The 26,760-nt window shown below is 34.8% G+C and carries 27 protein-coding genes and 1 tRNA gene; 15 read left to right on the plus strand and 13 right to left on the minus strand.

Going from position 1 to position 26,760, the window contains the following annotated elements; all coding sequences use genetic code 11:
• Window positions 1-258 precede the first annotated feature (258 nt).
• Together J3U59_RS05115 and J3U59_RS05120 are read right to left on the minus strand one after the other, a co-directional pair.
• Window positions 259-381: a hypothetical protein gene (locus J3U59_RS05115; RefSeq protein WP_267333592.1), complete on the minus strand. Its 123-nt coding sequence runs from the start codon at window positions 379-381 to the stop codon at window positions 259-261.
• Between the two features lie 121 nt (window positions 382-502).
• Window positions 503-664: a hypothetical protein gene (locus tag J3U59_RS05120; RefSeq protein ID WP_267333591.1), complete on the minus strand. Its 162-nt coding sequence runs from the start codon at window positions 662-664 to the stop codon at window positions 503-505.
• Between the two features lie 405 nt (window positions 665-1,069).
• Between J3U59_RS05120 and mukF the strand changes: the two genes are divergently transcribed.
• From mukF to mukB, 3 genes are read left to right on the plus strand one after another with little or no spacing between them, the layout of a single operon-like run.
• Complete coding sequence (gene mukF / locus J3U59_RS05125; RefSeq protein ID WP_267333590.1) at window positions 1,070-2,392, plus strand: chromosome partition protein MukF; 1,323 nt, start codon at window positions 1,070-1,072, stop codon at window positions 2,390-2,392.
• A complete protein-coding gene (gene mukE / locus J3U59_RS05130) occupies window positions 2,373-3,158 on the plus strand; it encodes a chromosome partition protein MukE (protein WP_267333589.1) in 786 nt (261 codons plus the stop codon). Before mukF ends, mukE begins: the two co-directional genes overlap by 20 nt.
• 2 nt (window positions 3,159-3,160) lie before the next feature.
• On the plus strand, window positions 3,161-7,579 hold the full coding sequence (mukB, locus tag J3U59_RS05135) for a chromosome partition protein MukB (RefSeq protein ID WP_267333588.1): 4,419 nt from the start codon (window positions 3,161-3,163) through the stop codon (window positions 7,577-7,579).
• Window positions 7,580-7,775: 196 nt separating this feature from the next.
• Here mukB and J3U59_RS05140 read toward each other — a convergent pair whose 3' ends face one another.
• From J3U59_RS05140 to secG, 7 genes are all read right to left on the minus strand, one after another.
• Window positions 7,776-8,291 (minus strand): O-acetyl-ADP-ribose deacetylase, encoded by a 516-nt coding sequence (locus J3U59_RS05140; protein WP_065633924.1) that lies wholly within the window; start codon window positions 8,289-8,291, stop codon window positions 7,776-7,778.
• Window positions 8,292-8,515: 224 nt separating this feature from the next.
• Entirely contained in the window at window positions 8,516-9,037 is a 522-nt protein-coding gene (locus J3U59_RS05145; RefSeq protein WP_267333587.1) for a low molecular weight protein arginine phosphatase, read from the minus strand.
• A gap of 155 nt (window positions 9,038-9,192) precedes the next feature.
• On the minus strand, window positions 9,193-9,435 hold the full coding sequence (locus tag J3U59_RS05150; protein ID WP_267333586.1) for a hypothetical protein: 243 nt from the start codon (window positions 9,433-9,435) through the stop codon (window positions 9,193-9,195).
• A 50-nt stretch (window positions 9,436-9,485) separates the two neighbouring features.
• Window positions 9,486-10,001 (minus strand): ClbS/DfsB family four-helix bundle protein, encoded by a 516-nt coding sequence (locus J3U59_RS05155; RefSeq protein WP_267333585.1) that lies wholly within the window; start codon window positions 9,999-10,001, stop codon window positions 9,486-9,488.
• A 7-nt stretch (window positions 10,002-10,008) separates the two neighbouring features.
• Window positions 10,009-10,329: a chorismate mutase gene (locus tag J3U59_RS05160; RefSeq protein WP_267333584.1), complete on the minus strand. Its 321-nt coding sequence runs from the start codon at window positions 10,327-10,329 to the stop codon at window positions 10,009-10,011.
• A 457-nt stretch (window positions 10,330-10,786) separates the two neighbouring features.
• Window positions 10,787-10,872: transfer RNA gene (locus tag J3U59_RS05165), tRNA-Leu, on the minus strand.
• 7 nt (window positions 10,873-10,879) lie between these two features.
• The gene (gene secG, locus J3U59_RS05170) at window positions 10,880-11,251 is read right to left on the minus strand and encodes a preprotein translocase subunit SecG (RefSeq protein ID WP_267333583.1); all 372 of its coding nucleotides are present in this window, start codon (window positions 11,249-11,251) and stop codon (window positions 10,880-10,882) included.
• Window positions 11,252-11,635: 384 nt separating this feature from the next.
• Here secG and thiI point away from each other — a divergent pair, with 384 nt between their 5' ends.
• The 4 genes from thiI to trmL all read left to right on the plus strand — a co-directional run bounded on the left by thiI (window position 11,636) and on the right by trmL (window position 15,845).
• Window positions 11,636-13,090, plus strand: coding sequence for a tRNA uracil 4-sulfurtransferase ThiI (gene thiI / locus J3U59_RS05175; RefSeq protein ID WP_267333582.1), 1,455 nt, complete (start codon window positions 11,636-11,638; stop codon window positions 13,088-13,090).
• Window positions 13,091-13,212: 122 nt separating this feature from the next.
• Entirely contained in the window at window positions 13,213-13,932 is a 720-nt protein-coding gene (locus J3U59_RS05180) for a response regulator (RefSeq protein ID WP_267333581.1), read from the plus strand.
• 35 nt (window positions 13,933-13,967) lie between these two features.
• Window positions 13,968-15,347: an envelope stress sensor histidine kinase CpxA gene (gene cpxA / locus J3U59_RS05185; RefSeq protein WP_267333650.1), complete on the plus strand. Its 1,380-nt coding sequence runs from the start codon at window positions 13,968-13,970 to the stop codon at window positions 15,345-15,347.
• Window positions 15,348-15,359: 12 nt separating this feature from the next.
• Entirely contained in the window at window positions 15,360-15,845 is a 486-nt protein-coding gene (gene trmL, locus J3U59_RS05190) for a tRNA (uridine(34)/cytosine(34)/5-carboxymethylaminomethyluridine(34)-2'-O)-methyltransferase TrmL (protein WP_065633916.1), read from the plus strand.
• 138 nt (window positions 15,846-15,983) lie between these two features.
• On the opposite strand, the gene efp is transcribed toward trmL, so the two are convergent.
• A complete protein-coding gene (gene efp / locus J3U59_RS05195; RefSeq protein ID WP_065633915.1) occupies window positions 15,984-16,550 on the minus strand; it encodes an elongation factor P in 567 nt (188 codons plus the stop codon).
• A 33-nt stretch (window positions 16,551-16,583) separates the two neighbouring features.
• Between efp and epmB the strand changes: the two genes are divergently transcribed.
• The 6 genes from epmB (at window position 16,584) to nudC (ending at window position 21,243) form a co-directional block, all read left to right on the plus strand.
• Window positions 16,584-17,609, plus strand: coding sequence for an EF-P beta-lysylation protein EpmB (gene epmB / locus J3U59_RS05200; RefSeq protein WP_267333580.1), 1,026 nt, complete (start codon window positions 16,584-16,586; stop codon window positions 17,607-17,609).
• 343 nt (window positions 17,610-17,952) lie between these two features.
• The gene (gene rpmH / locus J3U59_RS05205; protein WP_025314679.1) at window positions 17,953-18,093 is read left to right on the plus strand and encodes a 50S ribosomal protein L34; all 141 of its coding nucleotides are present in this window, start codon (window positions 17,953-17,955) and stop codon (window positions 18,091-18,093) included.
• Between the two features lie 11 nt (window positions 18,094-18,104).
• On the plus strand, window positions 18,105-18,461 hold the full coding sequence (gene rnpA / locus J3U59_RS05210) for a ribonuclease P protein component (protein WP_267333579.1): 357 nt from the start codon (window positions 18,105-18,107) through the stop codon (window positions 18,459-18,461).
• Window positions 18,428-18,751, plus strand: a complete 324-nt coding sequence (yidD, locus tag J3U59_RS05215; protein ID WP_323849495.1) for a membrane protein insertion efficiency factor YidD — start codon at window positions 18,428-18,430, stop codon at window positions 18,749-18,751. Before rnpA ends, yidD begins: the two co-directional genes overlap by 34 nt.
• The gene (gene yidC / locus J3U59_RS05220) at window positions 18,751-20,379 is read left to right on the plus strand and encodes a membrane protein insertase YidC (protein WP_267333578.1); all 1,629 of its coding nucleotides are present in this window, start codon (window positions 18,751-18,753) and stop codon (window positions 20,377-20,379) included. Before yidD ends, yidC begins: the two co-directional genes overlap by 1 nt.
• A gap of 60 nt (window positions 20,380-20,439) precedes the next feature.
• On the plus strand, window positions 20,440-21,243 hold the full coding sequence (gene nudC / locus J3U59_RS05225; protein ID WP_267333577.1) for an NAD(+) diphosphatase: 804 nt from the start codon (window positions 20,440-20,442) through the stop codon (window positions 21,241-21,243).
• A 33-nt stretch (window positions 21,244-21,276) separates the two neighbouring features.
• Here nudC and J3U59_RS05230 read toward each other — a convergent pair whose 3' ends face one another.
• The 3 genes from J3U59_RS05230 to hemB all read right to left on the minus strand — a co-directional run bounded on the left by J3U59_RS05230 (window position 21,277) and on the right by hemB (window position 24,416).
• Window positions 21,277-22,242 (minus strand): hypothetical protein, encoded by a 966-nt coding sequence (locus J3U59_RS05230; protein WP_267333576.1) that lies wholly within the window; start codon window positions 22,240-22,242, stop codon window positions 21,277-21,279.
• A gap of 91 nt (window positions 22,243-22,333) precedes the next feature.
• Window positions 22,334-23,104, minus strand: coding sequence for a hypothetical protein (locus J3U59_RS05235; protein ID WP_267333575.1), 771 nt, complete (start codon window positions 23,102-23,104; stop codon window positions 22,334-22,336).
• Between the two features lie 301 nt (window positions 23,105-23,405).
• A complete protein-coding gene (gene hemB / locus J3U59_RS05240) occupies window positions 23,406-24,416 on the minus strand; it encodes a porphobilinogen synthase (RefSeq protein ID WP_267333574.1) in 1,011 nt (336 codons plus the stop codon).
• 185 nt (window positions 24,417-24,601) lie between these two features.
• Between hemB and rpsU the strand changes: the two genes are divergently transcribed.
• The gene (rpsU, locus tag J3U59_RS05245; RefSeq protein ID WP_024495180.1) at window positions 24,602-24,817 is read left to right on the plus strand and encodes a 30S ribosomal protein S21; all 216 of its coding nucleotides are present in this window, start codon (window positions 24,602-24,604) and stop codon (window positions 24,815-24,817) included.
• Between the two features lie 141 nt (window positions 24,818-24,958).
• Window positions 24,959-26,740, plus strand: coding sequence for a DNA primase (gene dnaG, locus J3U59_RS05250; RefSeq protein WP_267333573.1), 1,782 nt, complete (start codon window positions 24,959-24,961; stop codon window positions 26,738-26,740).
• Window positions 26,741-26,760 lie beyond the last annotated feature (20 nt).

A 26,760-nucleotide genomic window follows, 5' to 3' on the forward strand; every position in this document is an offset into this window, starting at 1 on the left:
TGAGTTTTGTGTTGTGCATAAGTGTAGACACTATGCTGTTAAAAACTTGTCTCAAATGGCTGAGTGGTTTTTTCAAATTGAAAACTACTTATAACAATAATGATAGTTAACACTCAATTAAATAGCGCGATTATGACTTGATTTTTATCATTTGATTATTTGCTTTATCGACATTATTCACAACGTCAATAATAGCAAGCATATTGCTGATTAGATCATTCTCTTTTAAGATTATAATTAAGAAAGCATCGGTAAGTTTTAATTTTGTGGAATGGATTGTTCAGCTAGTGGGAGTGCAATATCTTCGGTGATTTTGGGTTTATTTATTGACACGCGGTAAACAACAGTCTTACCTTGCGTGCCCATTAAATCAATATGCACAATTAAACTCAACTACTACAACAAGCAGCAGCATTATTAACACGCCAATTGTGACAAAATTAACGTGCAGGCGTTACAAGATCAACAATCCTAACTAATCATGAAAGTAATGACTGAACTGTCAGAGACTATTTGGTTTATCTCCACTCTCTAAATGATTTTCACTTAAAACTCCCTGCTGCTGAACAACACGGTGTACTGTATCGATTTCATTTGCAGAAACGGCTTTTGACACAACATATGCGACAAATCCAGCTAAAAGTATGTATAATAGACTTTTCATTTGTTTTCTCCCTTATAAAAAAATAACCATTATTATTAATATAACTATAAGTTAAAAATGGTACAATAATTAAACAATTAATTCCATAACATATCAAGATTATTTAAGATTAAAATTCAATTATGATAATTATTTTTTTGTTGTCATTGATATTTTTAACGACAAAAAATGGGATTGAGCGAAAATAAAAAACAGAAAATCGTAATTATTATAGGTAATTTTTAATTAAATTGACTTTGTTGCTTTTTAATTAAGTTAAATGATAAATCTCAAACTTAGTTATTTTTAACTACTACAAATTGTTATATAATCGATAATATTTTGTCTTTAGCACAATATATTGTGTTTCTCATATTATTTCTAAGATACGTTTAAAAATTGAGTGTCTTTAATTAAGGAACCGCTATGATGGATTTTTCCCAATCAGTGCCAGAATTGGTCTCTTGGGCAAAAAAGAATGATTTTTCAATTAATTTGCCAGTGGAACGGCTTGCATTTTTATTGGCGATTGCCGTATTAAACAGCGAGCGTTTTGATGGTGAAATGACCGAATCTGAATTAATTGATGCTTTCAGGCATGTTTCACAAATTTTTGAACAGAGTGAAGACACCATCACTGTTCGAGCAAATAATGCCATTAATGACTTAGTGCGTCAGCGCCTAATTACGCGTTTTGCTAGCGAAATGACTGATGGATATTCTATTTATCGTTTGACACCATTAGGTATTGGTATTTCTGATTACTATATTCGTCAGCGGGAGTTTTCAACGTTACGTTTGTCTATCCAATTATCCATTGTTGCTCAAGAGTTAAAACGAGCTGCTGATGCAGCACTTGAAGGTGGTGATGACTTACACTGGCATCGAAATGTGTTTGCTCCACTAAAATATTCAGTTGCTGAAATATTTGATAGTATTGATATTACTCAACGTGTGATGGATGAGCAGCAAGCCGATGTAAAACAAAATATCTCGGCATTATTAAGTCAAGACTGGCAAGCTGCCATTACCAGTTGTGAAGGGCTATTAACCGAAACTTCGCAAACATTACGCGAATTGCAAGATACGCTGGCAGCGGCGGGTGATAAACTTCAAGCCAGTTTATTGTTAATTCAAGATGCGACATTAGATAATCCTGATTTAGATAAAATTAATAACGTGGTAATTGATCTACAAGGTAAGCTAGATCGAATTATTGGTTGGGGGCAAAAAGCGATAGATCTTTGGATAGGTTATGACCGACACGTTCATAAATTTATCCGTACAGCAATTGATTTAGATAAAAATCGCGTCTTTTCTCAACGATTACGTAAATCGATTCAGAGCTATTTTGATTTACCCTGGTCCCTGACTTTTGCTAATGCCGACCGTCTACTTGATATGCGTGATGAAGAACTTGCTTTACATGAAGCTGAAGTTACAGGTGAATTACCATCAGAACTTGAATATGAAATGATTGAAGAACTTCAAGAACACATTATTGCGCATATTGAACAAAATTTATTGGTTTTTAAACAACAAAATAAACCACTTGATATAAGTGTTGCCATTCGTAGCTATTTAGCACAGTTCCCACGTGAACAACATTTTGATATTGCAAGATTATTTATCGATCAAGCTATTCGTCTAGGTATTGCCGAAGATGATTTGCTCGGTATTCCTGCCGAATGGAAACCTATCAACGATTATGGAGCTAAGGTACAAGCACATGTCATCAACAGATATTAAAGAATTAGAACAAACCGCTCATCATATTGATGAGGTTATAGGGCGTATTGCAGCGAGCTCTCAAGCGTCAATCGATAAATACATGCCGGTAAAATTAGCTCAAGCGATTGCTAATCCTATTTTTCCTGAGTTGGATAGTTTGCTTCGTTCTGGGCGTCATATAGGTATTGATGAACTCGATCAACATGCCTTTTTAATGGATTTTCAACTTGAACTTGAACAATTTTATCAACGCTATAATGTTGAGCTAATACGTGCACCTGAAGGGTTTTTCTATCTTCGTCCTCGATCAACAACATTAATTCCTCGTTCTGTTCTATCAGAGTTAGATATGCTTGTTGGTAAAGTACTTTGTTACCTCTATTTAAGTCCCGAACGACTTGCGCATGAAGGCATTTTTACTTTACAAGAACTCTTTGATGAGCTTGTTTCGTTAGCCGACGAAAGTAAATTACTTAAATTAGTCAACCAACGTTCAACCGGATCGGATTTAGATCGGCAAAAACTTTTTGATAAAGTTAAAACAGCCCTAAACCGTCTGCGTAGATTAGGTATGATCTTTTTTATTGTCGGTAATGACAGCAGCCGTTTTCGAATTAATGAATCTATTTTCCGTTTTGGCGCCGATGTGCGCAGTAGTGACGATGCGCAAGAAGCACAATTACGCTTAATTCGGGATGGTGAAGCGATCAAAATTGAATCGTCACTTATCTTAGATGATAATAATGATGAACAAGATGATGAAGTTAACGAGGAGATTGAATAATTATGATTGAACACGGAAAATTTCACTCCTTAACCTTAATTAACTGGAACGGCTTTTTTGCCAGAACATTTGAATTAGATCAACTTGTCACCACACTTTCTGGGGGGAATGGGGCTGGTAAATCAACCACCATGGCAGCTTTTGTTACTGCATTGATTCCAGATTTAACCTTATTACATTTTCGTAATACTACCGAAGCTGGTGCAACATCAGGCTCTCGTGATAAAGGTCTACATGGTAAATTAAAACCCGGGGTTTGTTATTCGATGCTTGATGTGATTAATTCACGTCACCAACGGATTATATGTGGTGTTCGATTACAGCAAGTTGCGGGTCGTGATAAAAAAGTCGATATTAAACCTTTTTTAATACAAGGTTTACCTGTTGAAATCAAACCAACCGAATTTGTGACAGAAAGAGTAAATGATAAACAAGCACGAATCTTATCACTGCCTGAGTTAAAAGATAAAATTGAATCAATAGAGGGCGTGATTTTTAAACAGTTTAACTCTATTACTGATTATCACTCAGTGATGTTTGATTTTGGTATATTACCAAAACGATTACGTACCTCATCTGATCGTAGTAAATATTACCGATTAATTGAAGCGTCACTTTATGGTGGGATTTCAAGTGCCATTACCCGCTCACTTCGTGATTACTTATTACCTGAAAACAGTGGTGTACGTAAAGCTTTTCAGGATATGGAAGCAGCACTACGTGAAAATCGCATGACATTAGAAGCGATTCGCGTTACGCAATCTGATCGCGATCTATTTAAACACCTGATTACTGAATCAACAAATTATGTGGCAGCGGATTATATGCGCCATGCTAATGAGCGTCGTGTTCATATTGAATCGGTACTTGGTTTGCGTCGAGATATGTTTAAAACGCAAGATTTGTTAATCAGTCATCAATATCGTCAAGTTGAAATGGCAAAAGAGCTCAAAGAGTTTCAAGATGCGCAAAATGACCTAGAAACTGATTTACAAGCGGCAAATGACCATCTTAATCTAGCGCAAACAGCTTTACGCCAACAAGAAAAAATTGATCGCTATCAAGCGGACTTAGATGATCTTAATCTAAAACTTGAAGAACAAAATGAAGTTGTCATTGAAGCGAATGAACAGTACCAAAGCTACCGTGATCAGGCTGAACAAACTGAACAAGAAGTGGATGAAATAAAAACGCAATTAGCTGATTATCAACAAGCTCTTGATGTGCAGCAAACACGGGCAATTCAGTATCAACAAGCTTTGCAAGCTTTGAAAAATGCACAGTCTTTATGCCAATTACCAAAATTGGGGATCAGTAATATTGAAAATCACTTTGACGTTTTTGCTGAAAAACAAAAAGAGATTACAGAGCAAGTTTTAGAACTTGAACAAAGATTAAGTGTTTCTGATGCCGCAATTAATCAGTTTGATCGTGCTTATCAACTTGTAATAAAACTGGTTGGTGATGTTGTTCGTAGTGAAGCATTTACTGCTGCTAAAGAAGCACTAAGACAATGGCCTTCACAATGTTATCAAGCTGAACAAGCTGAACATTTACAATTACAGCTTGATGAGCTTGAACAACGCTTTTTTGAACAAAAAGAAGCAGAATCATTATTAAACCAATTTTGCAAACGTATTGGTCGACATGTTAATTATGATGAACTTGATGAACTAAAACAGGAACTTGAAGTTCAGTTAGATGAAAATGCGGAGCTTGCTAATCAATCTAGTGAAAAACGCATTGAATTTAGACAAGAACTTGAACAAATTCAATCTAAAATAGCCGATTATCGACAAAAAGCACCAATGTGGATAAAAGCACAAGATGCTTTAATTGCCTTACAAGAACAAACCGGACAAAGTTTTACCCACAGTCAAGCTGTCACGCAACATATGCAGCAGCTGCTTGAGCAAGAACGAACATTGGTTACAGAGCGCGATCAGATAACCTTTAAACGAACTCAATTAGATACACAAATAGAACAACTCAATCAACCTAGTGGTGTTGATGACGGCCGTTTATCGGCATTAGCTGAGCGGTTTAATGGTGTTCTTCTTTCAGAAATTTATGAAGATGTGACTATTGACGATGCGCCTTATTTCTCGGCATTATATGGTCCTTCAAGACAAGCGATTGTGGTACCTGATTTGTCGTTAGTCAAAACCCAGCTCGAAAATCTTACAGCTAGCGAAGAAGATTACCCAGAAGATATCTATTTTATTGAAGGCGATCCTTCTTCATTTGACGACAGTGTATTTGATTGTGAAGAGATGAATAAAGCGGTATTGGTTAAAACTGGTGATCGTCAATGGCGCTTTTCCAGCTTTCCAACGGTACCATTATTTGGCCGAGCTGCTCGTGAAGTTCATCTGGAAAAATTATCGGCAGAGCGTGATGAACTTCATGAACGTTATGCCACTATCTCGTTTGATTTACAAAAATTACAACGTATAGAACAAAATGTGGGTCAATTTATTGGTGAATATTTATCGGTTGCCTTTGATATCGATCCCGAAGCTGAAGCTCAAAAATTAGCGACAAGACGCAATGAGATTGAGCGTCAATTATCCTCGCAAGAAGCAATAGATAAGCAGAATCAACAGCAGGTAGCTAATTGCAAAGAGCAGTTAACAACGGTTAATCGTTTAGTTGCGCAAATGCATTTATTAGCTGATGAAGATTTAGCAGATCGAGTTGATGATCTACGCGAACAAGTTGCCGAAGCACAAGATGCTGCACAATATGTTGGTCGCAATCGTCACACGGTTTCTGAGCTTGAGCCTATTGTGGCCGTTTTACAAAGTGATCCAGAACAGAACGAAGCGTTACGTGAGCAATATAATACCGTTAAGTCGCAACAACAAACGATTCGTCAACAGGTGTTTGCGCTTACTGAAGTGATGCAACGCCGAGCCCATTTTAGTTATGAAGATTCAGCCGGCATGTTGAATGAAAATGCTGATTTGAACGAAAAGTTACGTGCTCGGTTAGATATTGTAGAAGCACAGCGAACCGATGCTCGTCGTCAAATGCAGCAGTATCAAGATAAGTATAACCAGTACAATCAAACATTAGCTTCATTAAAAAGTGCATTTGAAACTAAACGTGACATGCTTAATGAACTGCATAAAGAGATTGAACAAATTGGTGTTAAAGCCGATGCCATCACCGAAGAGAGGGCTAGGGTACGTCGTGATGAGATCCATCAAAAATTAAACAGTAACCGTCAGCACTGTAGTTCGCTAGAAAAACAACTAATTATGTGTGAAAGCGAAATGACGCAAATGCAAAAACGTTTAGCTCAAACACTCCGTGATTATAAACAATTACGCGAACAGGTTGTTGAAGCCAAAGCTGGTTGGTGCTTAGTTTTACGACTCGTCAAAGAAAATAGCGTTGAACGACGATTACATCGTCGAGAATTAGCTTATTTAAGTGCTGATGAACTGCGCTCAATGTCAGATAAGGCGCTGGGCTCATTACGTCTGGCTGTGAATGATAATGAACATTTACGTGATGTTTTACGATTATCTGAAGATCCAAAACGTCCGGAACGCAAAATTCAATTTTATATTGCGGTTTATAAACATCTTCGTGAACGAATTCGTCAAGATATTGTCAAAACAGATGATCCAATTGAAGCAATTGAGCAAATGGAAATTGAATTATCACGTTTAACTGAAGAATTAACCTCACGTGAGCAACAGTTAGCAATAAGTTCGAAAAGTGTGGCAAACATTATTCGAAAAACTATCCAACGTGAACAAAATCGTATTCGTATGCTCAACCAAGGTCTACAGGCGGTGGCATTTGGACAAGTTAATGGTGTACGCTTGAATGTTACCATTCGTGAAGCGCACTCATCATTATTAGCAGCATTAGCCGATGATCAAAATGAGCATCAAGATCTGTTTAGTAATAATCGTATTACCTTCTCGGAAGCGTTAGCTAAACTTTATCAACGTTTGAATCCACATATTGATATGGGGCAACGAACTGCACAAAATATTGGGGAAGAGCTGTTAGATTATCGCAATTATCTCGAGCTGGATGTAGAAGTCAATCGTGGTGCTGATGGTTGGTTGCGTGCGGAAAGTGGCGCATTATCAACTGGTGAAGCCATTGGTACCGGTATGTCAATTCTCTTGATGGTCATTCAAAGTTGGGAAGAAGAATCAAAACGTCTACGTAATAAAGATATTTTACCATGTCGCTTATTATTCTTAGACGAAGCTGCTCGCCTAGATGCTAAATCGATTGCCACGTTATTTGAGCTGTGTGAACGACTCGAAATGCAACTGATTATAGCAGCACCAGAAAATATCAGCCCAGAAAAAGGGACTACTTATAAACTGGTGCGTAAAGTAATGAATAACCAAGAACATGTACATGTGGTTGGTTTAAAAGGCTTTGCGTAACTATTTTTTAAGGTTAACATCTTCGTCGATTTTAATCGACGAAGATGTTATTTCTAATTTTCTATTAGTTAATTAACTAGTAATAAATCCTTGTCAATATCTATCATTTTAAAAAGTGTTCTACTCTTATTTTTGGATAACTGATATTTAATCAGTGATAATTAACTTTTTTCTTTGTTTTTTAACAAAGTTAATGCTAAATCATAGCTTGATAGATATGATAATTTTCAATATCAAAGCAGACAATATTCACTTTTGTGATTATTGAATATTGCATTAAACACTGATTTATTGTTGATAATGCTATTTGTGCTGCTTTTGGTTTAGGAAAACGATAAATACCAGTACTAATATTAGGAAAAGATATACAGGTAATTGGATACTGAGATGCCAACTTAAAACTATTTAGATAAGCTTGTTTTAATAATTCTTCTTCATTATTTTTACCTCCATTCCAGCATGGACCAACGGTATGTATAACATATTTAGCTGGAAGGTTACCAGCCGTTGTGATAACGGCCTCACCAACTTTACAACCGCCTTGTTTTTCTCTGATTTTTATACATTCTTCAAGGATGGTTTTACCGCCAGCTCGGTGTATTGCTCCATCTACGCCACCCCCACCTAGCAATGAGGTATTAGCAGCATTAACAATAGCATCTGTCGAAATTTTAGTAATGTCAGCTTGCAGTAATTCAATTTTATTCTTCACGGTATGAACGCCAATTCTGATTTTTCACATAGGTAGATTCTTAAATTTTAGAGTTTGAGATTTACACTTATCTGTCAACAAGTAATATCTATCAATCGCTATAACTTCTAAAACATGAATGAAATTTGATATTGCTATTTGAACTTTATGGTATTTTATATAGAAAATTTTGCCTTGCTATTCTAAAGCAGCAAGGCACCTTATGTTAATAAGGGATTAATTGATTATTTGTCAGCTATTTTGTTTAAAGCCAATGGCAAAAATTCATTTAATTGACTTTCTACTTTGATATAAGCCTCTAAAGGTTTTTGATAGGGATCTGAAAGATCTTCATTTTTACCTGTAGAAAACTCAGATAATGTAAAAACCTTACCTTTTGCTTGCGGATATTGTTCTAAAATTTTTGCTTTGTGTTTTTGTGTCATAGTCAGCAAATATTCTGATTTATCAATATCCGCTTTTGTTAATTGTGTTGCTTTATGTGATGAGATATCAATACCATGTTGTTTTAATACCGTCACTGTCCCTTGTTCTGGTGCGGTTTCTTTAGGATCAACATTCACACCTCTTGATTGCACGATAATATTTAGATTATGTTTTTTTACATAATCATTTGCCAAGGCTTCAGCCATTGGACTACGTCCCGTATTACCAGTACAAACAAATGTAACAATATGATCTAATGCAAAGCAAGAACTACTAAAAAATACAAATAAACAAACTAAAAATTTTTTTAACATAGACATTCTATTTCCTTTATCCTTTATCAATGGCTTATTACAATTTTAAGCAAATTTTATACTAAATAACATTAAATACAATGTTTATCATAGTGTTATAACTCATTAGCTTTCGATTTATCAAATAACAATATGATAAAAAAACAAGAAGCCGATTATGTTTACCTGTTGTCGTTTTGTTTAACTAAATACAAAATATTATTTATGGCGGTTTTAGCTTGATGGCTGTTTTTCCAGCAAGTTGAGCCTGTTAATAATGCGCCTTTGCTTAGAATTTCATCTAAAGTGGCGTGGCGTAATTTATCAAAAGAATCAAGTTCCATTTGTTCAAGTCTGTCAATAATTTTGCCACCCACAAATTTTAGCTGTAACAATTGTTGTCGCTCTGTTTCTGAAAAAGCCATATCATTCCTATTTGGATTACATTAATATTAATTTTAATTTATATTTATATTTAAACTTGTTCACTTAACTTTTTCCACTTTCTGATTTTGGTTCGAAATGATTTAAACGGTGCCACAGAATTAATATGAATAAAGCGCGCTACGGTCCAAGATTCAGGGAAAGGTTTAGTCCAATTACGTCTATCTTTAATAAATAACGTATCATCATCCAAAGATTCAATCCAATTATTCCAGATAACAAGTTTCTGGTTAAATAATGTAATTAGTTCTTGTAATGAATAATCCTGATAAATCTCATAAAAGTGTTGATATAATTTGCCTAACTGATTCCATTTGTAGCCTTCTGCTGGTAATGTTGGGGTTTGTCCTGCAAGTTCATCATCATCCCAAGACTTAACAAGATCCAACCATCCTAACTGATAAGCAATCATTTGCGCAGGAGTACGATCGACACCATGAATTAACTGATCTTTTTGCGATTCTGTTAATGTATTAAATTCTTCAATAAACAATTTAGCGGTTTTGTTTATTTCATTCAATAACTGTTGTTTACTGGTATAAGCCATAGACAAACTATCCTTTTTTTGCTTTATTTTTAAATTGCTTTAATTCTTCATCAATAAAATAACGAACCAAATTAGCATATAAGGCTTTAATAATATCACCATTTAGTCCTAACTCATTGGCCCAAAGCTTTCGTTGCTCAAGCATAGTGTCAAAACGGGCTTTGGCTTCTACAGCACTAGCACTTTTTTTAAATTCACTAGCAGCTTTAACATATTCAAAGCGAGCTGCAAATAGCTTAATAACAGTGTGATCAATCTGATCTATCTCTGAACGAATATCGTCCATATTACAGCATTTTTGGGGTGTTAACTTAGGATTATATTGCATGATATTTAGCCTGTTAAAATTTATTAATGACTATCCTAGCATTATGCTGTTTTATATGAAACTATTAATCATAATTTTTAATTTTGAATTATATTTAACTGCAACCCGCCAAAATTACTCGATTTTATCTATTTTTTATATTGTTAGCGGGATATTTGAATTATATCTTTGTAGCTTTTTGGGGGGATTATTTTTACTATAACTCGTTTTAACTTGTAAATATCTATTATACTGTCAAACAATGAGTAATTTTATCGCTAGGCTTGATTGTTTTTATTTGAGTATTTGTTAAAACGGTAGTTATACGAGATTTGTATAACTAAACATATAACTAAAAAATGTGGTTGTAAATGTGTCTTACTGATGCTTACGAAATAGTAAAACAGGCTTTAAGCCTTGTTTATACAGGTTTTGATGTGGTTTAAAGAATTTTAAAGAATGTTACTGAATATTGAATTGGTGCCGTGGGCGGGACTTGAACCCGCATGCCCTTAGAGCACTACCCCCTCAAGATAGCGTGTCTACCAATTTCACCACCACGGCGCCGTTTTTATTCTGGAATATCTGATGTTGGATTTTTATTCTCAGATTGAATAACAGGATCTACTGTCGGTGCTTGACCTGTAGTTTGTTGCGTGGTTACAGGAGCATTATCTTCAATATTATTGAACTCACCACTAGAAGTGATATGGCTGCGACTGCCCAAATTAGATAAAATAATACTTAGTATAAAAAATAAAACACCGAGTAACGTTGTTGTGCGAGTTAAAAAATTACCGCTTCCAGATGAGCCAAACAACGTTGCAGATGCACCAGCACCAAAAGACGAACCCATATCGGCGCCTTTTCCTCGCTGGATTAAAACTAAAACGATGATCGCAACTGCGATAATCAAATAACTGATAATCAAAAGTTCGTACATTTCAACCTGTCAATTTTTATGTGTTATACAACAGAATTTAATTTTGCGAAATATTAGCGAAAGACTCGCCAACAAGCAAGTAAAATTTAAGTTATTGTTGGTATAATTTAAGATTTAAGTGTTTAAATCGATGACTACTAATATTTTTTAGCGTTGGTATTAAAATTAATAAAAATCTTTTTTTACTAAAAATTTAAATTAATCTTCATATTTTTCATATAATCAATATAGTAAACAGTTTTCAAAACAATTTTATATTATGGCTAAGTCTAATTTAATGATATTGCCGACCCGTTTAAATTGATATCGCGATATTCGGTTGTGTGTTTTTTGTGAAAATCAGTATAATAGACGCCATTTTTATTTATAGTCCATGCTCGTTTTATGAAATTTATTGTTAAGCTTTTCCCTGAAATTACCATCAAAAGTGATTCTGTACGTTTACGTTTTATTAAAATATTAACCAGTAATATTCGCAATATTCTCAAAAATCATATTAAAGAAGTGGCGGTTATTCGTCACTGGGATTATATTGAAGTTCGCCCAAAAATTGTCGATAGTGAAAATCAAATTTTAGAATATCTAATGCGTATTCCTGGTATTCATCATATCTTAGCCGTTGAAGAGCTCACTTATGTTGACGTCCATGACATTTACGAAAAAGCATTAAATTACTATGCTCCTCTTATTGAAAACAAAACGTTTTGTGTTCGAGTTAAACGTCGAGGAAAACATGATTTTACTTCAATTGATGTAGAGCGTTATGTTGGTGGCGGATTAAATCAACATGTTGCCTCAGCCAAAGTTAAATTAACTCGACCTGATATCACGGTGAACCTTGAAATTGATAAAGATAAATTATTATTAGTTAAAGGCCGATACTGTGGAATAGGTGGCTTTCCAACTGGAACTCAAGAAGATGTCTTATCACTTATTTCAGGAGGATTTGATTCAGGTGTTTCCAGTTATATGTTAATTAGGCGTGGCTGTAGAGTGCATTATTGCTTTTTCAATCTAGGGGGAAAAACTCACGAAATTGGGGTTAAACAGATGGCTCACTATTTATGGGAACGGTTTGGTTCATCTCATAAAGTTCGCTTTATTGCCATTGATTTTTCTAACGTTGTGGGTGAGATTCTAGAAAAAATTGATGATGGTCAAATGGGCGTTATCTTAAAAAGGATGATGATCCGTGCTGCAGCAAAAATAGCTCAGCGTTATAACGTTGAAGCGCTTGTTACCGGCGAGGCGTTAGGGCAAGTATCAAGTCAAACATTAACAAACTTACGTTTAATTGATAATGTTAGCGATAGATTAATTTTAAGACCATTGATAACCCATGATAAAGAAACAATTATTAACTTAGCGCGGCAAATTGGCACAGAAGATATTGCTAAAACCATGCCCGAATTCTGTGGCGTAATTTCAAAAAGCCCAACAGTAAAAGCCGTGAAAGAGAAAATTGAAGCAGAAGAGCTAAATTTCGATTTTTCAATACTTGATAAGGCCGTCGAACAAGCTGAAAATATTGATATTCGAGAAATAGCTAAGCAATCAGATACTTCAATTGAGCAAGTTGAGACCGTTTCTACCTTGCACAATAATCATGTTGTTATTGATATTCGTTCATCTGAAGAGCAAGAAGACAATCCTTTACAGTTAGCCGATGTTGAAATTAAGTTAATTCCTTTTTATAAATTGGCAACGCAATTCGGTGATTTGGATCAAAATAAACAATATTTGCTTTATTGTGCAAGGGGTGTCATGAGCAAATTACAAGCACTGTATTTAATTGAACAAGGTTTTCATAATGTAAAGGTGTTAAATTATGCAAATTAACAATTATTTACCATATTATTAACCAGACTATCATTTTTTGCATATATAATAATTGAGTGAAAATACAAATTTTATATTTAATCCAAAAAATAAATGCGATAAATGAATAAAAGAGGATTGTAATGAGTAAATTGCTTGTAGTTGATGATGATCCAGAAATCGCCTCATTATTATGCGAACTACTAGAATTAGAAGGTTTTCAAGTTGAAACAGCAAATAATGGTAAAGAAGCTTTAGAAAAGTTTGATTCAACTTTTGATCTGATTCTACTTGATATAATGATGCCAGAACTGAATGGTCTTAATGTGTTATCCCAACTTAGAAGCAAGTGTACTGTTCCAGTTATATTTTTAACAGCAAAAGACGATGAAATGGATAAAATTATTGGTCTTGAACTGGGTGCTGATGATTATATTTTAAAGCCGTTTAACGATCGGGAACTCATTGCAAGAATAAATGCATTATTGCGAAGAACGCGCTGGGATAATATTGTAAATGATGATAGTAATTTACCTTTACAATATACTGTTGATAAACTTACCGTAAATCGTAAACAGCAATCAGCCTATTATGATGATCAATATATCGATTTAACGGGCACTGAGTTTCAAGTTTTACTTAAGCTCCTTGAGAATGGTGGTAAAATAATATCCCGAGATACGCTGAGCGAAACTGTGTTAGGTAAAGAGTTTATTCCACTAGCTCGTTCGATTGATGTACATGTATCTAATTTGCGTAAAAAACTTCCACCGCGTAGCGATGGATTGCCTTGGATCAAAACGCTACGTTCAAAAGGATATTTGTTTGTTATTGATAGTCATGATGATTTGTTACAAAATTGACGTAATATTTTAATTTAGGTGTTGGTGATATGTGGATTTTTGATCGTTTAACTATTCGGATTTTCACTATCTTCCTACTCACTATCGCATTTTTTTTAGCGCTGATTGTATTATTGCCGAGTTTAGATTCGAGAAATTTGACTTATTTAGCAAATAGAGAAAGAGAAACAGGTAATATACTTGCTAATCAAATTGAACAAGAATTTACTCATATCCCCAAGGATAGCTTTCGTTGGTGGATGCGTTTTATTGTTGTGATGGATAATTATCAGAAGCCTGGGCAATTTTTATTCATTCTTACGCCCAATGACCAATTTATAACTGCGGATACTAAAAATATTGATTTAGTTAAAAACTTTAGTGAAATATCACATAATATTGCAGATCCGGCTAAAAAAATTTATGACTCACAAGAAATCATTGGCCCTTTTTTGATTAACTATGCTAATGATCAATATCGATTGTATGTTTTACAACCTTCCTCGGATGCGCAGTCACAATTTGTTAATCTGATTTTTGATCATCCTCTTTTGCTATTAACTCTCATGATGTTAATAAGTTCGCCATTTTTACTATGGTTATCTTGGAGTATTGCAAAACCAGCAAGACGCTTAAAGCAAGCAGCAGACGAAGTTGCTAAAGGAAACTTGCAACAATGGCCAGAACTTGAAACGATAGGTTCTTCGGAATATAAAGCAACAGGTGCAAGTTTTAACCATATGTTAAGAGAGTTAAAACGAATGCAGGAATTACAGCAACGTTTGTTTTCCGATATTTCTCATGAATTACGTACACCATTAACTCGATTACAGCTAGCTGTTTCTTTATTACGTCGTAAACAAGGTGAAAGTAATGAAGTGAATCGAATTAATAATGAAGCGATTAAACTTGATGCAATGATTGGTGATTTATTATCTTTATCAAGGCAACAATATAAAAATAATGAAGTGCGAGAATATAAACAAATTAATCTATTATTTAAGCCAGTGTTAGAAAATGCCACTTTTGAAGCTGAACAAATTGGTAAGACTTTTTCTATTGCTAAAGCGCTTCCTGATGTGGGTATTTTATGTTATCCCATCGCATTATGTAGTGCCGTTGAAAACGTGATTCGTAATGCTTTTCGTTATTCTCATCATCAAATTATAGTCAGTTTTACTGTTCAGCAGGCTGACATCATCATTACTATTGATGATGATGGTCCAGGGGTTGCCGACAATGAGCTACAACAAATTTTTAGACCATTTTATCGAACAAGCGAGGCCCGTGATCGAGAATCGGGCGGGACTGGTTTAGGTCTATCTATTGCTTCTAATGCCATTACACGAGATAACGGCACAATTAAAGCTGAAAAAAGTCACTTAGGTGGATTAAGAATTGTGATAGTATTGCCAATTCAAAAACAAAAACACTAAAGAGATATTGTTGTGTCTAATGTTGCATTAAATATTGTTTTATTTGAGCCCGAAATTCCAGCTAATACTGGGAATATTATTCGACTTTGTGCTAATACCGGCTTCAATTTACATATTATAGAGCCTATGGGCTTTTTTTGGGATGATAAAAAATTGAGACGAGCCGGACTGGATTATCAAGAGTTTGTTGATGTTAAGCGTTATAAAAATTTGAATCATTTTTTAGATAGTAATCAAATTGATTTGCTTACTCAGATTTATGCTTTGACAACTAAAGGGCAAAAACCACATAGTGATGTGAGTTATAAACCCAATGATTTTTTAATGTTTGGGCCTGAAACACGCGGTTTGCCAGCAACTATTCTTGATGTTTTACCGCAAGATAAAAAAATTCGTATTCCGATGTTAGCGAATAGCCGTAGTATGAATCTATCTAATTCTGTTGCGGTGGTGGTTTATGAATCTTGGCGTCAGCTGAATTATATTGGTGCTAAATAATCAGTGAAAGTTTGATTAAATGTTGTAGTTAATTGAATATTTGAGATTAGTTAGTGTATTTAAAATAAAGAGGTCTTAATTAGACCTCTTTATTCATTGATGTTACAAAAACAAGTTTTATGTTTAAGTAAATCCGTATTATTTAACACGTGAAACGTATTCGCCAGAACGTGTGTCTATTTTAAGAACTTCACCAATCTGTACAAATAGTGGTACACGTACTACTGCGCCAGTTGATAATGTCGCTGGTTTACCGCCTGTTCCTGCTGTATCACCTTTTAAACCTGGATCGGTTTCAACAACTTCGAGTTCAACAAAGTTTGGTGGTGTGACAGCGATAGGTTGACCATTCCATAAAGTTAAAATACATTCTGCTTGATCAACTAACCATTTTGCATTATCGCCTACCGCTTTAGCATCGGCAGATAGTTGTTCGAATGTTTCATTATTCATAAAATGCCAAAACTCACCATCAGTGTATAGATAAGTTAAGTTCATATCGACAACATCAGCGCCTTCAACTGATTCGCCTGATTTAAATGTTTTATCGACAGTTTTACCAGAAAGTAATTTTTTAATTTTAACGCGGTTAATTGCTTGTCCTTTACCGGGTTTATAAAACTCATTTTCAACTATTACACAAGGCTCGCCATCTTGCATTATTTTAAGACCGGCTTTAAACTCATTAGTACTATAAGATGCCATAAAAGCTCCAACTATCATTCTGAATTACAAAAAATGAGCCATATTATACAGCAAAAAGTTGAACTACCAAACAAAGATGACTGGATTTTTGATCTTGCTAATGTCGTAACCGATATCCAAAAGCTTTATCGTTATCTTGATTTGGATCCTAATGCTATTTCGTTATCAATGTTACAGGCGAAAAAACAATTTCCGCTGCGTGTCCCCATGGCATTTATTCATAGAATGAAAAAAGGTGATAACGACGATCCTCTTTTATTGCAAGTGCTTTGTAGTGACAGCGAAATGTTAAAAGTTGATGGATATAGTGAAGATCCTTTACAAGAGCAAAATAATGACATTGCTGGACTCTTACACAAATATCATAATCGTGCGCTTTTAATCACTAAAACGGCATGTGCTATTAATTGTCGTTACTGTTTTAGACGACATTTTCCTTACTATGATAACCAAAGTACTAAAAAAAATGTTAGTGCAGCACTAGACTATATCGCTAATCATCCTGAACTTGACGAAATTATTCTTTCAGGCGGTGATCCATTAATGGCAAAAGATCACGAACTGGCTAATTTAATTGATGCGTTATCGAAAATTCCCCATATCAAACGATTACGTATCCATACTCGGTTAGCTGTGGTTATTCCTTCCAGAATCACTACCACGCTTTGTCAATTGTTTATGCAAAGTCGCTTACAAATAATCGTGGTTACTCACATCAATCATCCAAATGAAATTGATGATAATGTTGCTGATGCAATCAAACAGTTAAAACAAAATAGGGTTACAGTACTTAATCAAAGTGTGTTACTAAAAAAAATTAATGATAATGCAGACATTTTAGCCGAGCTGAGTAATAAACTTTTTGATATCGGTATTTTACCTTATTACATTCATTTACTCGATAAAGTGCAAGGTGCGGCGCATTTTTTAGTTGAAGATAAACAAGCCAAAAAAATAATGAAACAATTAGCTGAAAAAGTCTCGGGTTATTTAGTACCTAAGTTAGCGCGTGAAATTGGTGGTGAAAAAAGTAAGCGCGTACTTGCTGTTGATGATTAGTGTTTTCCTATTGGTATTTAATCATGATTAAATACCTTTTAGGCTAAATGTTATTAATCCAAACCATATTGTCTATGTTATTAACAGGCTAATATTGACATAATATATTATGTGTAAAATGGATAAGGCTTGAATGTTGTTTTACGCTATAGCAAATAGCTATCTTTTTTACCACCAACGATTGTGATAAAAATATTACGATAATGTATCATCTATGAAATTCTCTATGAAAATCTCATTGACGATATCTAAAATAGATTCTATAATTCCGACCTCTTTAATTAATGCTGTAGGGTTTAAACTCTACAACTTGTTGATAAATTAGATTTGGATATAAATCGTCATGAAACGCACATTTCAACCATCAGTATTAAAACGCAATAGAACTCACGGTTTCCGTGCTCGTATGGCAACAAAAAATGGTCGTCAAGTTCTTGCTCGCCGTCGTGCTAAAGGCCGTGTTCGTTTAACTGTTGCTAGCTGATTTAAAGTTGAGTGATTAAATTCACTTTTCCTCGGGAGTTACGTTTACTAACTCCCTTTGATTTCAATTATGTATTCCAAGAATCTGTTCGAGCGGGTTCGCCATTTCTTACTTTAGTTGCACGAAAGAATACTTTAAACCATTGTCGTTTAGGTTTTGCCATAGCTAAAAAGCAGATCAAACGATCGCATGAACGTAATCGCATTAAGCGGTTAGCGAAAGAGTATTTTCGTCACCATCAACACCAGTTTCCTAATATTGATTTTATTTTGATGGCTAAATCGCCAGCGATAGAATTAGATAATCAAAAACTTGTTGCGACGTTAGAGAAACTATGTCAACGAATTATCGAAAAACAAAGCGTATAGATAAAATTGTATTAATTATAAAACAGCACATTATTGCATGTAAAACTTTGATAGTTAACATTTTTATTTTATTTATTCGTTTTTATCAGCGTATTATAAGCCCACTATTTGGTCCTAAATGCCGCTTTACGCCAACATGTTCACAATATGCAATAATTGCACTAAGACGCTTTGGAGTGATAAAAGGTGGTTGGCTAACGGTCAAACGTGTATTAAAATGTCACCCTTTACATGAAGGAGGAGAAGATCTTGTTCCTCCAAAAACTAAAACCAATAGAGAAAAACACTAATGGGATCTCAACGTAATATTTTAGTCATTGTTTTACTTTTTGTATCTTTTTTAATTTGGCGAGCATGGGAAGATGATCATGCACCTAAACCGCCGATTACGAATCAATTAACTCAGCAGGTAAGTGAAGAAGATTCCAATACAGATTTTACATTAGGTAAGACAATTACTGTAAAATCTGATGTGCTGTCACTAACTATTAATACCTATGGTGGTGATGTGCAGGCGGCTCAATTATTAAAATATGAGCAGACTTTACATTCAGGTACGCCTTTTCAATTACTGACTTCACGACCTGATTTTATTTATATCGCTGAAAGTGGCTTAACCGGTAAAGATGGTCCAGATAATGCCTCTCAAGGTTCAAAACGTCCGATATATCAAACTGAGCAAACAGAATATGTTTTAGCTGATGGACAAGATGAATTACGTGTACCACTTACTTATCAAGTCAATGGTGTGACTTATACCAAGTACTACATCTTACATCGCGGTAATTATGCTATCGACGTTCAATACGACATTAACAACCAAAGTGGTTCACCTGTTGAAGTTTCAATGTACGGTCAATTAAAACAAACTATAAAATTACCTGACGATGCAACAACTGAAGGTGGCGGCGGCTTAGGGTTAAGTGCGTTCCGTGGTACTGCTTACTCAAGCTCTAGTACCAACTATAGCAAATACAGTTTTGATGATATTAAAGATAAAGCATTAGCGGTCGAGACTCAAACAGGTTGGGTTGCAATGTTGCAACACTACTTTGCGTCAGCTTGGGTGCCGGCTCAAGATCAAAGCAATCTTTTTTATTCACGTGCTACAGCTAAAAATTCACAAGCAACAATTGGTTTTAAAGGGCAATCGACAGTGATTCAAGCGGGTAGCTCAGAATCGATTGCAGCTAAATTATGGTTAGGTCCAGAAATTCAAAGCCAATTGAAACAAACGGCAAATCACTTAGATTTAGTTGTCGATTATGGTTGGTTATGGTTCTTATCACAACCACTATTTTATCTACTAAAATTTATTCATAGTTTTATTGGTAATTGGGGCTTTTCAATTATTGTTATCACCTTTATTGTACGTGGTATTTTATTCCCATTAACGCGTGCTCAATATCGTTCTATGGCAAAAATGAAGTTACTGCAACCTCGCTTACAAGCTTTAAAAGAGCGTTATGGTGATGATAGACAAAAAATGAGCATGGAAACCATGGCACTTTATAAGCAAGAAAAAGTGAATCCATTAGGAGGGTGTTTACCTTTAATTATCCAAATGCCGATTTTCTTGTCATTGTTCTATATGTTAGGTAATACTGTTGAACTGCGTCATGCACCGTTTGCGCTTTGGATTTATGACTTATCCGCACAAGATCCATACTATATTTTACCGTTGTTAATGGGCGGAACTATGTTCTTAATTCAAAAAATGTCACCAACACCCGTGACTGATCCATTGCAACAAAAATTAATGACTTATATGCCATTAATCTTTACAGTATTCTTCTTATGGTTCCCGTCAGGTTTAGTTTTATACTATATCGTAAGTAACTTATTTACGATTGCTCAGCAACGTATAATTTACTGGGAACTTGAGAAAAAGGGACTTCATGAAAAGAAAAAGAAATAATATTAATTGTAAGGAGGGGTAAAACCCTCCTTTTTAATTGTTATTTTTGGTGTAATTGATATGAACATTCAGCAACAATTTAAGTTAACTGGTAACGAAAGCGGTTATTGGTTTGTGAGTAAAAATGGACGACTATGGTTACCTAATGGTGAAGTACCAGTCGGTCGTGCAAACGATTTCTGTTTTAATGATTTACTTGCTCAGCCGATAGGGCAATGGCAAGGACAAACTGCATGGTTAATTTGCCAAGAAATGAGCCATTCAATGAGTTCAATCAGACCATTGCTGGGCAATAGTGATCAGACATTATTTAACATGGCGGGTCGTGCTGTACAATTATCTGAATTTTATCGTTCACATAAATTTTGTGGTTATTGTGGGCATGAAATGTATATCAGTAAAACAGAGTGGTGCTGTATGTGTGCGAATTGTAAAGAGCGCTATTACCCACAAATCTCACCCTCTATTATTGTCGCTATTCGCGATAAAAATAAAATTTTATTAGCTAAGCATGTCAGACATAATCAAGATAATTTATATACGGTATTAGCTGGTTTTACAGAAGTTGGTGAAACGATGGAAATGGCCGTTGAGCGTGAAGTATTTGAAGAATCACAAATCAAAATAAAGAATATTCGTTATGTCGGATCGCAACCTTGGCCTTTTCCTAATTCACTTATGATGGCTTATTTAGCTGATTATCAAAGTGGTGATATTACTATTGATAAAAATGAGCTTGTCGATGCTAATTGGTATCACTATACCGAGTTACCTAAAATTCCGGAATATGGCACCATAGCAAGAAGGTTGATTGAAGATACTATCGTACTTTGCCGTGAATATGACGAATTTGGTGAAAATTAATCATATTCACGTTAATATCAATAGGCATATTGTCTATTGATATTCAATTGTTCTTGTTAAGTTAATGGTTTTGGATTCTTCACCTGAAGTAACGCACACCGCTTTGGTCCAGTCGCTGTTTTCATTATAATCAGAGTAAGTACATGTTTCAGTTAATTCTACTTCCTGTTGGTTCTTATCATTAATAATGATGTCACCATTTGATGCTAATTTAAATGTTTTGGTAATCGTTTTTTCAAGTTGATTGTTGGCGTTGTACACGATGTCTTTTTCTTGTGCTAAAACAGGAAATCTTGTTTTGTTATCAACAGGTACATAGGCATTATACAACACGAGTTCGACACGATCGTTTTCATAAACAATTTTACTATTGAAAATAACGTTATTTTCGGCGAAATGTGATAGATTTGTTTCAATCAGATGCCCTTGTTCATCAAATTCAGAACTGGCAACAATATCACCATCATTGTTTTTCATACCCAAAATATTTTTTTCTGAATCAAAAGTAATATCATATTCATTTTTGGTATTGTTCATGCCATAAATGTATTTAGCTGTATCATAATTGACTTCACCATGAAGACCTTCTAAATTGTAATTAGCTACATAACCTTGTGCATTATAGTTAATGATTTTATTACTCTTTGCTGAACTTTGGATTTTTTGTTGTTTAATCAGTTTATTATTGGGTAATAATTCTGGTTCAGTATGAAAAAGATAGCTATTAATAATACTGAGTGTTAATTTTGGGGTAGATTGTTGTGATGGTTTGGTTATTTGTTCATCTGAGTTTACCGTTGAAGGCGCATTAGATGTCGTTACGGTATTTGTGGTATCAGCAGATGTGTTTTGATCGGTATTACTTTTGCTATTGTTGTTAGTCTCAACACTTTTATTGGTTGTTGTGTCGGTTGTTGTGCCATTTTTTTTATCATCACAGCCTATTAATAATGCGGTGCCTAATAAACAAATGGAGATATAAGTTATGTAATTTTTCATATTATTGGCTCTATTTATGTTAATATTTAAAAGATATTATTTCTTTAGTTTCAATTGTTAATATTTCAAATCATCAATTCATCTATTCTTTTTAATGGCTTTGACACCAGATCGCCAGAGCATCACAGTTCCATTGTTTCATCATGGTGCACCAGGTTGATCGCCAGCTCCTTATTGTGTTATCGGTTAATTTTAGTTTTTTCTCAAGTTGTGCATTAGTTTCGCCAGCAACAAGTAAATCGATAAACTGCAACCATAATTCGGGTTTAGGCAAACGATTTAATTTGGTGCCGTTTAAAATATTAAAACTATGCCGGCATCGCTTGCAACGATAACAAGTACGACTCCCAACTTTGGTGGTATCGGTTGAACCACAGTGTATACACGTTGGGTTTTGTACATTGAGCAAAGCTGTTATTTTTTCACTCACGACTTTATGTTGTTTAATCAAAACCGGATTTAAGCAGCTCTGTTGTTTTTTGGTATACCATTGATACAATGCGTGATAATGCGATTTTAAATAATCAATCATCGCGTGATCTCGTCGCATCACTTTCTCAACTGAGCATCCTAAATTGTTAGCTATGGTATTATAGCTTTGATTTTGAATACGGTTAATAAAAATAATTTCTAACCAATTAAAGGGCGTTAGCCGACTAAAAGGTGTATTGACTGCTACAGTAAAATATTTATAACACGCTTTACATCGATAAGTTGTGGTGGGGTTGGAGCGAATCAAATAAAATTCATTTTTGCCACAAAATGGACAAGCATCAATATGTTGAGATGTTATTTTTTCTAGATCGTGACGAAAAGCATTTAGCTGCTCATGCAATTCTAGTGGTATGAGTTCATCGATCATTCATTGTTTACTCCCTTATCCCTTATCTGCCTAAATATTATCAGATTTTTACATAAACATATAGCTTTCCTTAAACTTTTTTACATTATTTAACTCGCTGATGCACGAAAGTTATAAATAGCTTGAGCAAGTAATCAAAGAAATAAATTGAGCCTATGCACAGCATATTAGATTGGTAAGTAAATAAAAAGGTAGTTGAGTACTGATAATGGTAAGTTGCTTTAATTTAACCCCTATAACGGCAAGTAAAATCGACATTAACGTTTGAATGCTAATTGTCGATTTTAGTTAATTTGAAAAATTATTGATGATTTAACCATTCTGCGACTTGTTTAGCAAAATACGTTAATATGCCATCAGCGCCTGCGCGTTTAAAGCAAAGTAACGATTCCATTATGGCCGCTCTTTCATCTAACCAGCCATTGTCAATAGCTGCTCTTAACATGGCATACTCTCCGGATACTTGATAAGCAAAAGTCGGTACGGCAAAATTGTCTTTTACTCTCCGTACAATATCAAGATAAGGCATACCGGGTTTTACCATAACCATATCAGCCCCTTCACTAATATCTTGATAGATTTCTTGTAGTGCTTCATCACTATTTGCAGGATCAAGTTGATACGTTTTTTTATTGCCACCTTTGATATTTTTGGCAGAACCAACCGCATCGCGAAAAGGCCCGTAAAAGCTAGATGCATATTTGGCGGAATAGGCCATTATTTGTGTATTAACTAATTGCTGTTGTTCTAATGCATCACGTATAGCGCCGATACGCCCATCCATCATATCGCTTGGTGCTATAATATCTGCACCTGCTTGTGCCTGCATTAATGCCTGTTTAACTAAAGTTTCAACCGAGATGTCATTTTGTACATAACCTTGTTCATCAATGATGCCATCTTGACCATGAGTTGTATAAGGATCTAACGCGACATCTGTTAATATGCCAAGTTCTGGTATTTCCTTTTTTAGTGCCTGTATCGCTCTTGGCACTAATCCATTTTCATTATAAGCTTCTTCAGCCAGTAAGGATTTTTGCGCAGGGTCAATGGCTGGAAAAAGTGAAACAACAGGAATACCTAATTTAGCAATTTCTTGCGCTTCTTTTAATAAGACGTCAATACTCATACGATTCACTTTAGGCATTGATGAAACGGGCTGTGTAATGTTTTTCCCTTCCACAATAAAAACAGGATAAATTAAATCGTTAACTGTCAGTTGATTTTCAGCAACTAAACGTCGACTAAAATCCTGATAACGATTGCGACGTAAACGTCGTTGCGGATATTGACCAGTAAAAAATAATGACATAACACTACCTAACTATCTTTGTAAAGAATTGCTTTATTATCGGACTGTGTTACGAGATTAGCAAATTAATTTGTTATGGCGTAATAATTCGATATTTTACTTTACAACATAGTTATATTAGAGGTAAAATTGCGCACTAATTTTTAGTCCTTTGTGATATTAAACAAATTTGAGGTGAGAGGCACATGCCAGTAATTAAAGTACGTGAAAATGAACCTTTCGATGTAGCTTTACGTCGTTTTAAACGTTCTTGTGAAAAAGCAGGAATTTTAGCTGAAGTTCGTAACCGCGAGTTTTATGAAAAACCGACGACAATTCGTAAACGCGCTAAAGCAGCAGCTGTTAAACGCCATGCTAAAAAATTAGAAAGAGAAAACGCTCGTCGCACTCGTCTATACTAATATTTATACAGAAAATTATCATTGATATAAAAAATCAATTTTATCTATTTTTGATATAAAGAATTTTTAACAAGCCGTACCCATAGATACGGCTTGTTGTCTTTGTGTAATGCCAACATTGATATCGGTTGAATTTTTATCATGAAAGGTCTTATTCCTCGCGATTTTATTTTAGATTTGATTGCTCGCACCAATATTCTTGATGTGATCGGCAAACGCGTCAAAATGAAAAAGAAAGGAAATAACTACTTTGGTTGTTGCCCTTTCCATGATGAAAAAACGGCCTCTTTTTCACTCAGTGAAAAAAAACAGATTTACTATTGTTTTGGCTGTGGTGCATCTGGCTCTGTTGTTAATTTTTTAATGCAATATGATCGTTTATCGTTTCCTGAAGCGATAGAAGAGTTAGCCAGTATGCAAGGAATTCGTGTTCCTTATACTGATACGGATAATAAGCAAGATGATCAAGCGAAACATATTGAATCACGTAATGTCCGTAAAGACCTGTATACACTGATGGCAAAAATCACTCATTTTTACCAACAGCAGTTAGCATTACCTACCTCGATTGATGCACAACATTATCTTGAGCAACGAGGCCTGAATCATGAAATTATCGCTAGATATAAAATTGGCTATGCACCTAATGAATGGCGTTTAACTTCGCAAAATGTAGTGAAAAGCAATGCCGAGTCAACATTGTATAATCAGGCCGGAATGTTAGTTACTAATGATAATGGCAACCAATATGATCGTTTTCGAGGACGCATTATGTTTCCTATTCGTGATAGGCAAGGTAATGTAATTGCATTTGGTGGGCGAACAATCATTAATGATTCGGCGAAGTACATTAATTCACCCGAAACACCAATCTTTCATAAAGGTTTTCAACTCTATGGACTTTATGAAGCGCAAGAAGTCAACCGAAATCCTGAAAAACTTATTGTTGTTGAAGGGTATATGGATGTGGTTTCGCTAGCACAATATGGTATAGATTATGCGGTAGCTGCGTTAGGTACTTCGACGTCGGAAGAGCATATCAAATTATTGTTTAGAGCAAGCGATTCAGTCATATTTTGTTATGATGGTGATAATGCCGGACGCAGTGCTGCTTGGCGGGCATTGAATGTTTTATTACCTTGCCTGATTGATGGTAAAAAAATTACCTTTGTTTTTTTACCTCAGGATGAAGATCCTGATAGTTTTGTACGTAAAGTTGGTAAAGATGGATTTGAAGATTATCTGAAAACTGCGCCAACTTTATCTGAATTCTTATTTGATGAATTGCTTAAACAAGTTGATTTGAAAACAGCAGAGGGAAAAGCAAAATTAAGTTCTTTAGCGATTCCTTTGTTAGATCAAATTAAAGCCAAAGCGTTTCGATTAAATTTATTGCAACAACTTGGGCGTTATTTGGGGTTACTTGATGTAACTCAAATAGAGCAATTAATGTCGACAAGTCGTCAAAAAGGCGAAGATAAAGTGACTGAGATAGCACCTGCATCTCAGATGAAATTAACCACTATGCGTATTTTGATTGGTTTATTGATTCAATATCCGAATCTTGCCAAACAAGTGACTGATATTGCAGTTATGCGCCAAGTTAAATTAGCTGGTATTGATATTTTTATTGAATTGCTTGAATTATGTCAGCGTTACCCAAATATAACTACTGCACAGATATTGACTGAATGTATTAATAGACCGTTTTATAAGCAATTAAACCGGTTGGCAACATTTGAGTACCATTATCAAGATGAGGAAGTAAGCTCAATTTTTTCTCATACTTTAAAAGAGTTGTATGATAATATACTCACCCAAAGACAAGATGAACTTATCGCAAAAGAGAGAGTCTCAGGCTTAAGTACTGCAGAGAAAAAAGAATTAGCGACGCTTATACTTGTTTTATCAAAAAAAGACTAAATATACTGGGTATAGGTAAT

The organism is Gilliamella sp. B3783 (assembly GCF_026536125.1).
In the GTDB taxonomy this organism is placed as follows: domain Bacteria; phylum Pseudomonadota; class Gammaproteobacteria; order Enterobacterales; family Orbaceae; genus Gilliamella.

Excerpts from the sequence above, each read along its gene's own strand:
- J3U59_RS05120 (WP_267333591.1), bottom strand. The coding sequence starts at position 664 with ATGAAAAGTCTATTATACATACTTTTAGCTGGATTTGTCGCATATGTT.
- mukF (WP_267333590.1), top strand. The coding sequence starts at position 1,070 with ATGATGGATTTTTCCCAATCAGTGCCAGAATTGGTCTCTTGGGCAAAA.
- mukE (WP_267333589.1), top strand. The coding sequence starts at position 2,373 with ATGTCATCAACAGATATTAAAGAATTAGAACAAACCGCTCATCATATT.
- mukB (WP_267333588.1), top strand. The coding sequence starts at position 3,161 with ATGATTGAACACGGAAAATTTCACTCCTTAACCTTAATTAACTGGAAC.
- J3U59_RS05145 (WP_267333587.1), bottom strand. The coding sequence starts at position 9,037 with ATGTCTATGTTAAAAAAATTTTTAGTTTGTTTATTTGTATTTTTTAGT.
- J3U59_RS05150 (WP_267333586.1), bottom strand. The coding sequence starts at position 9,435 with ATGGCTTTTTCAGAAACAGAGCGACAACAATTGTTACAGCTAAAATTT.
- J3U59_RS05155 (WP_267333585.1), bottom strand. The coding sequence starts at position 10,001 with ATGGCTTATACCAGTAAACAACAGTTATTGAATGAAATAAACAAAACC.
- J3U59_RS05160 (WP_267333584.1), bottom strand. The coding sequence starts at position 10,329 with ATGCAATATAATCCTAAGTTAACACCCCAAAAATGCTGTAATATGGAC.
- secG (WP_267333583.1), bottom strand. The coding sequence starts at position 11,251 with ATGTACGAACTTTTGATTATCAGTTATTTGATTATCGCAGTTGCGATC.
- thiI (WP_267333582.1), top strand. The coding sequence starts at position 11,636 with ATGAAATTTATTGTTAAGCTTTTCCCTGAAATTACCATCAAAAGTGAT.
- J3U59_RS05180 (WP_267333581.1), top strand. The coding sequence starts at position 13,213 with ATGAGTAAATTGCTTGTAGTTGATGATGATCCAGAAATCGCCTCATTA.
- efp (WP_065633915.1), bottom strand. The coding sequence starts at position 16,550 with ATGGCATCTTATAGTACTAATGAGTTTAAAGCCGGTCTTAAAATAATG.
- epmB (WP_267333580.1), top strand. The coding sequence starts at position 16,584 with ATGAGCCATATTATACAGCAAAAAGTTGAACTACCAAACAAAGATGAC.
- rpmH (WP_025314679.1), top strand. The coding sequence starts at position 17,953 with ATGAAACGCACATTTCAACCATCAGTATTAAAACGCAATAGAACTCAC.
- yidD (WP_323849495.1), top strand. The coding sequence starts at position 18,428 with ATGTCAACGAATTATCGAAAAACAAAGCGTATAGATAAAATTGTATTA.
- yidC (WP_267333578.1), top strand. The coding sequence starts at position 18,751 with ATGGGATCTCAACGTAATATTTTAGTCATTGTTTTACTTTTTGTATCT.
- nudC (WP_267333577.1), top strand. The coding sequence starts at position 20,440 with ATGAACATTCAGCAACAATTTAAGTTAACTGGTAACGAAAGCGGTTAT.
- J3U59_RS05230 (WP_267333576.1), bottom strand. The coding sequence starts at position 22,242 with ATGAAAAATTACATAACTTATATCTCCATTTGTTTATTAGGCACCGCA.
- J3U59_RS05235 (WP_267333575.1), bottom strand. The coding sequence starts at position 23,104 with ATGATCGATGAACTCATACCACTAGAATTGCATGAGCAGCTAAATGCT.
- hemB (WP_267333574.1), bottom strand. The coding sequence starts at position 24,416 with ATGTCATTATTTTTTACTGGTCAATATCCGCAACGACGTTTACGTCGC.
- rpsU (WP_024495180.1), top strand. The coding sequence starts at position 24,602 with ATGCCAGTAATTAAAGTACGTGAAAATGAACCTTTCGATGTAGCTTTA.
- dnaG (WP_267333573.1), top strand. The coding sequence starts at position 24,959 with ATGAAAGGTCTTATTCCTCGCGATTTTATTTTAGATTTGATTGCTCGC.